Source organism: Rhizobacter sp., from assembly GCF_031412495.1.
GTDB lineage: Bacteria > Pseudomonadota > Gammaproteobacteria > Burkholderiales > Burkholderiaceae_C > Schlegelella_A.
Map to the genome: position 1 here is coordinate 1 of NZ_JANODC010000162.1, position 6353 is coordinate 6353.

The 6353-nt window shown below is 73.4% G+C and carries 8 protein-coding genes; all 8 read right to left on the reverse strand.

What is annotated here, in order from left to right; translation table 11 throughout:
- Positions 1–274: DUF4126 domain-containing protein (locus AC30N0_RS05885; protein WP_489516994.1), on the reverse strand; the 274-nt coding region annotated here is incomplete at its 3' end.
- A 2-nt stretch (positions 275–276) separates the two neighbouring features.
- Positions 277–1074 carry an enoyl-CoA hydratase/isomerase family protein gene (locus AC30N0_RS05890; protein ID WP_489516995.1) on the reverse strand — a complete coding sequence of 266 codons (798 nt, stop codon included), beginning with the start codon at positions 1072–1074 and terminating at the stop codon, positions 277–279.
- Positions 1071–1604, reverse strand: a complete 534-nt coding sequence (locus AC30N0_RS05895; RefSeq protein WP_489516996.1) for a DinB family protein — start codon at positions 1602–1604, stop codon at positions 1071–1073. Before AC30N0_RS05895 ends, AC30N0_RS05890 begins: the two co-directional genes overlap by 4 nt.
- A complete protein-coding gene (locus AC30N0_RS05900; RefSeq protein WP_489516997.1) occupies positions 1582–2721 on the reverse strand; it encodes an acyl-CoA dehydrogenase family protein in 1140 nt (379 codons plus the stop codon). Before AC30N0_RS05900 ends, AC30N0_RS05895 begins: the two co-directional genes overlap by 23 nt.
- A gap of 8 nt (positions 2722–2729) precedes the next feature.
- Positions 2730–3287, reverse strand: a complete 558-nt coding sequence (locus tag AC30N0_RS05905; RefSeq protein WP_489516998.1) for a DinB family protein — start codon at positions 3285–3287, stop codon at positions 2730–2732.
- Positions 3288–3301: 14 nt separating this feature from the next.
- On the reverse strand, positions 3302–3919 hold the full coding sequence (locus AC30N0_RS05910; RefSeq protein ID WP_489516999.1) for a 2-hydroxychromene-2-carboxylate isomerase: 618 nt from the start codon (positions 3917–3919) through the stop codon (positions 3302–3304).
- A 9-nt stretch (positions 3920–3928) separates the two neighbouring features.
- Entirely contained in the window at positions 3929–5512 is a 1584-nt protein-coding gene (locus AC30N0_RS05915) for a DUF3482 domain-containing protein (protein ID WP_489517000.1), read from the reverse strand.
- On the reverse strand, positions 5512–6353 hold an 842-nt coding region (locus AC30N0_RS05920; protein ID WP_489517001.1), incomplete at its 5' end, for a DUF2868 domain-containing protein. The genes AC30N0_RS05920 and AC30N0_RS05915, both read right to left, overlap by 1 nt.

Consider the following 6353-nt stretch of genomic DNA (forward strand, 5'->3'; position numbering starts at 1 on the left):
CCGCCAGGGCGGCGCCGGCGGGAATGCGGATCAGGGTGTGGACCGCGTCCCAGACCGTGTCGAGACCGGGGATCTTGTCGGCGAAGAACTCGACGAACAGCATGAACCCGCTCGCGCCGAGCAGCCAGGGGCTTTGCAGCAGCTTCAGCCCGCCCGGCAGGTCGACCCAGCCCAGCGAGCCGGCGAGGCCGGTCAGGAACAGCACCGCATAGAGGCGCAAGCCGCTGGCCCAGCCGAGCGCGGCGGCCAGGGCGGCGAGCTGGGTCAGGTCCATGTTCACTTGTCGGCGTCCTCCAGCCAGCCGGGCTTCCTTTTCTGCAGGAAGCTTTGCACGCCCTCGCGTCCCTCGGCGCTGGCGCGGATGTCGGCGATGCGGCCGGCCGTGTCGGCGCGCAATGCGGCCGCGATCGGCATGCCGGCGACGTCCTGGACCAGCTTCTTGCAGGCCTGCGTCGCCATCGGCCCGTTCGCGACGAGCGTGGCGACGATGCGGTCGACGACCTCGTCGATCGCCTCGAGGGCGCACAGCTCGTGCACGAAACCCATCGTCTTCGCCTCGGCGGCGCTGAATCGCTCGGCGGTGACGAAGTAGCGGCGCGCCGCCTGCTCGCCCATGGCGCGGATGACGTAGGGGCTGATCGTCGCCGGCAGCAGGCCGAGGCGCGCCTCGCTGAGGCAGAAGGTCGCCGGCTCCGCGGCGACGACGATGTCGCAGACCGCCGCCAGGCCCACGCCGCCGGCATAGCAGTCGCCGTGGATGCGGCCGACCACGGGGAGCGGGCAGCTGTAGATGGCGAACAGCATGTCGGCGAGGCGGGCGGCGTCGGCCCGGTTCTGGTCCCACGAGTAGTCGGCCATCTCGCGCATCCAGGACAGGTCGGCGCCGGCGCAGAAGGCCTTGCCGCGGCCGCCGAGGACGATCGCGCGCACGCCGGCGTCGGCGCCGAGCGCGGCGAAGGTCGCGCCCAATTCGGGGATGAGCTCGGCGTTGAAGGCATTGCGCACCTCGGGCCGGTTCAGCCAGACGCGGGCGACGAAGCCCTCGCGCTCGACCTGGATCACGCCGCTGCTCATCCGTCCGCCCTGCCTTCTTCCTGGAGCATCCACACCATGTCGATCTCGGGGCAAGGGTAGCCCATGGCCGTGATCGCTGCCGTGACCTGGCCCCGGTGGTGCGTCGCGTGGTTGAAGACGTGGGCCAGGGTCAGGCCGAAGGGCAAGGACTGGGCCACCCCCCGTGTCGTGGTGTAGTCGAGCCGGCCGGCGAAGCGGGTTTCGTCGAGACCGGCGATCCACTCGCCCCAGCGCCCGGCGGCCTCGACGATGCGCTCGCGCAGGCGGTCGCGATCGGCCTCGATCTCCTCGGCGAGGTCGGTCGCCGAGGAGCCGCCTTCGGCAAAGCGCGCGAACCAGAGCCGGTGCTCGGCCACGAGCAGGTGGTTGCAGGTGCCGTGCACGCTGCGGAAGAAGAGCCCGGCGTCGCGCCGGTAGTCCGCCTCGCTCAGGGCGTCGACGTGCGCGAAAAGCTTGCGCGTCGCCCAGAGGTGGTAGCGCGCCAGCCCGGCGAAGTGGGCTCTAAGGCTAGTACCGCTTGGCGACTTCATCGAGCATCACCTCGGTCGCGCCGCCTCCGATGGCGAGGATGCGGGCGTCGCGCCAGAGTCGCTCGATCGCCGTCCCGCGCATGTAGCCCATGCCGCCGTGGAACTGCTGGCAGCCCTGCACGACCTCGTTGACCAGCTCGCCGGTCAGCGCCTTCAGCATCGAGACCTCCTGCACCACGTCGTGCCCCTGCGTCACGCGCCAGGCGCAGTGGTACATGAAGGCGCGCGCCGCCCGCACCCTGGCGTCGAGCATGGCCAGGCGCTGCCGGACGACCTGCTTGTCGAACAGCGTCGCGCCGAACGCCCGCCGGTCGCGCACGTGCTCGAGGGTCAGCTGCAGGGCCCGCGTCGCGTGCCCGACGGCCATCGCCGAGAGCGCGATCCGCTCGGTCTGGAAGTTCTTCATGACCGAATAGAAGCCGCGGTTCTCCTCGCCGAGCAGGCGGTCCGCCGGGATCCGGCAGTCTTCGAAGACCAGCTCGGCGGTGTCCGACGAGAGCCAGCCGCCTTTGTCGAGCTGGCGGCCGACGCGAAAGCCCGGCGTCCCCTTCTCGACGGCGAACATCGACATCGCGTGCGTGCCTGAGCCGGTCTTGGCGGCGACGAAGTACAGGTCGGCGTGAACGCCGTTGGTGATGAAGAGCTTGGTCCCGTTCAGCACCCACTCGCTGCCGTCGGCGCTCGGCACCGCCGTCGTGCGGATGCCGGCGACGTCGGAGCCGGCGCCGGGCTCGGTGATGGCGACCGCCGTGATGCAGCGGCCGGCGTTGATGGCCGGCCCCCAGCGCGCCCGCTGCGCCGGCGTGCCGGCGTGGCGCAGGTGCGGGCTGGCCATGTCGGTGTGGACGAGCACGGTGATGACGAAGCCGCCGAAGGTCGACTGCGACAGCGCCTCGGCGAAGACGAGGTTGGTGAGCGCGTCGGCGTCGGCGCCGCCGTACTCGGCCGCATCGGCGATGCCGAGCAGGCCGGCGTCGCCGAGCTTGCTCAGCACCTGGCGGGGGGTGAAGCCGGCCTCCTCCCAGGCGAGCGCGTGCGGCTCGACCTCGCGGGCGAGGAAGCGCGCGACCTGCTCGCGCAGCAGCTCGTGCTCGGGGGTGGCGTAGACGTCGTCCATCGAAGGGATCAGCCGAACAGCGACGCTTCGGTCCAGCCGAGCGCCTTCAGGTCGGCGCTGCGCAGCTGCGCTTCGCTCGGCATCAGGAACTCGTCGAGCTGCGGCGGCACGGCCGCGGTGCCGGCCAGCATCGCGTGCGCCTGGCCGCGGTGGTGGACCTGGTGGTTGAGAAGGTGGGCGATGACGTGGCCGCGGCCGTCGCGCTGGACCCGGCCCTGGCCGCGGTCCATCTCGACGACGTCGTCGAGCTGCGCCGCGGACAGGCTCCCCACGTGGGCGATGAAGCGCTCGTCGGCTGCCGCCTGGGCCCGCGCCAGCTCGGTCACGGTGTCGCATTTCGGCGCCTGCGCCCACTGCTGCTCCATGTCGCGCTCGGCGTGCAGCGCCGCGAGGTAGTACAGGTCGACGGCGAGGAGGTGGTCGAGCGTCGCCGCCAGGCTCGGGAAGAAGCTCGTCCGCGGCGCGTGGTACGCCTCGCGCGACAGCGTCCGCATCGCCTCGTGCAGGCGCCGGTTGGCCAAGCGGTTGGCGTGCACCTGGGTGCGCAGGAAAGAAAGCAGCTCCACGGCAGCGGACCGTTTCAGAACGCGCCGCTCTCGAGCCAGCGCTCGATCTGCGCGCGCCGGTCGTTACCCCAGAAAGGTTCGCCGTCGACGACGAAGAAGGGGGCCCCGAACACGCCGCGCGCGACCGCCTGCTCGCATTCGTCCTTGAGGCGCGCCTTCCAGCGCGGGTCGCTCCACACCGCCTCGGCCTCGTTGCCGTCGAGGCCGAACTCGATCGCCAGCGCGCGCAGGTGGGCCGGGTTCGAGAGGTCGACCTCGCCGCGGGTGAAGCAGGCGCGCAGGCAGTGGCGGCCCCAGTCGGCGGCACGGTCGGCGTCGCGCTCGTCGTTGAGCCACCAGAAGATGCGCGCCGCGTTCTGCGTCGCCACCGGGAACTTCGCGGGAAACGTGAACGGCACGCCGGCGAAGCGCGCCGAGCGCTCGAAGTCGAGCAGCGAGTACTCGCGCTTGATCGGGTGGCTGACCGGGCTCTTCAGCTCGGCGGCCTGGAAGGTGACGCCGAGCAGGATCGCCTTCCAGCGCACCGTTCGCCCGTGCCGCGCGGCGAGCGCCTCGACCCATTCCGAGGCGATGTACGAGTACGGCGAGGAAAAGTCGACGTAGAAGTCGATTGGCCGGGTCGGGGCATTCATGGCCGCAGCCTAAGGCGTCGCCGCGGCACGGCCTTGATCGATTTCCCCACTTCCGCCGCTGCCGGCGGGCAGCGCGGCGGCAGCGTCCGGGTAAAGGCGCAGCAGCGTGTCGCGCGCCGCCGCCGCGAGCACCGGCTGCAGCCCGCGCCGGGTCGCCTCGACAGCGCCGGCATCGACCTCGAAGCCCTCGCCGTCGCGCCACAGCGATGCCAGCAGCTCGCGGTGCGGCTCGAAGGCCGCGTGCACGGCCGCGGCCCAGTGCTCGGGCGCCGCAGCGTCGGCCCAGCGGCCGCGGCCGCGGCCGAAATGGGCGACGGCGAGGTAGCGCAGCAGGGCCGCGTCGACCATCGGCATCAGGGCGTCGCCCTTCCAGGCGAGCCAGGAGCGGTCGGTGCCGCGGATCCGGTTCACGCCCTCGGCGATGCCGGCGGCGCCGAGCGCGCCCAGCACGCCGCCGGCGATCATGCCGCCGCCGAGGGTCAGGCCGCCGCTCATCACGTCGGTCGACAGGCCCGCGAGCGCGCCGCTGACGGCGCCGCCCCAGACCGCCGCCCAGCCGGCGTCGACCCGCTTGTGCAGGTCGACCTCGACCGAGGCGAGGACGGCCGCCGTCGACTCGCCCTCGAGGCGGTGCAGGCGGATCAGCGCGGCCGTGCTTTCGCGCACCTCGATGCCGAGGAGCTCGCGCAGGCGCGCCTGCGCCTGCAGGGCCGGGTCGTCCGGGTCGGGGCTGCGGCGCAGGGCCGACGCGGCGGCGCGGCGCAGCCGGGCCCCGAAGCCGGCGCTTTCCTCGACGACGACCCGCGCCGAGGCGACACGGGCCAGGCTCTCGGCGAGGATGGCCATCGAGGCGGCGAAGGCGGCGAGCCGCTCGCGCCGCCAGGCCGCGACCAGGCGCGCCATCCCTGCGCGTCGCTCTGCCGGCAGCGCCTCGGCGATCGCGTCGAGGAGCACGATCTCCTGGACCCAGCAGCGCGCGAAGGCGTCGAAGGGCAGGACCCGCGAGCCCGGCGCCAGCGCCTCGATGTGGCGGCGCCAGGGCTCGACGTCGTCCGCGCCGCCGGGGCGCGGCGTGCCGAGCTGGTTGAGGAGGACGATCACGGGCTTGCCGGTCCAGGCGAGCAGCTCGAGCTCGGGCTTGACGTAGCCGGCGGCCTGCGGCGTCTCGGCGGCGCTGACCAAGTAGAGCAGCACGTCGGCCTCGTCTCGGACGTTCTTCAGCGCCTGCTGCGCGGCCCAGAACGGCCGCTCGCGCCAGCGGTCCCAGACCTGGCTCAGGAACCAGCCGATCGGGTTGTTCGACTGGCGCAGGCGGCGCAGCAGGCGGACGCTGTCGCCGAAGCCGGGCGTGTCCCAGAGCTGCAGGCGGTCGCCCTCGGGCGACTGGAGCATGGTGTGCACGTCCGCGAACTCGGTGACGTGCGGCTCGTCGCGCACCTCGCCGATGTCGCGGCCGAGCAGCGTCCGCGCCAGCGTCGTCTTGCCGACGTTGGTGTGCGCCACCAGGCTGAGCGCGATGCTCAGCGGCGCGTCGCCCGGAGCGGCCGGCATGGCGGTGGCGTGCATCGGCGAGCGCCCGGCGGCGGCGTCCATCAGAGAGCGGCGCGCAAGGCGGCGGCGTCGACCTGCACCGGCCGCGCCAAGGCCGCCTGCAGCGACTCGACCGCGGCGGCGCCGACCGGCGCCTCGAGGTCGACGAAGACCGGCACCGACTGCATCGACTCGGCGAAGCGGGTCCATGCGGCGCGGCGCTGCTCGAGCCGCTCGTCGAGGCCCGCGAAGCGGCGCCGGAAGGTGGCCTCGTCGATCACGAAGGCCAGCACCACGCCTTGGGGCAGGCCGGCTGCCAGGCGCGCGGCGAAGCGGCCGTGGCTCTCCGCCTCCGGCGTCGCCGCCAGGTCGCCGAGGATCAGCGCATGGGTGAGCGTCGGTGGCAGCGCGGCCAGCGGCGCCGCGTCGTCGGCGGCGCCGAAGGCCGCGGTCGCGCTGATCCGGACCACGGCGCGCGGCCCGAAGGCCTCGGCGAGCAGGGACTGCAGGCCGAGCGTCGCCTGCGGCGAGGGCGCGTGCGCGTACGGACAGACCTGGATCTCGGCGACGCTGCCGCGCTGAAGGCGGGCCAGGCGCTGGAAGTACGGCGAGTCGAGCTCGATCGCGAAGCGGCGGCGCCGGCCGGCGGCGAGCGACGCCGTCGCGACGGCGAGGAGCAGGCGCGGGACGACGACCACCGCGAGCAGCGTCAGGGCGAGCAGGTGGATCCACATCGCCGCCGGCGCACCGGCGTCGCGCCGGCCCGGCTGCGCCTGGAGCGCGGCGAACCCGGCGGCATCGGGAAGGGCGATGCCGGCGACGGCCGCAGCCGGCCCGAGCAGCGTCGTGAGCACGCCCTGAACCGTCGCCGCCGACAGGAAGGTGCTCTCCCAGGCGACCCGGT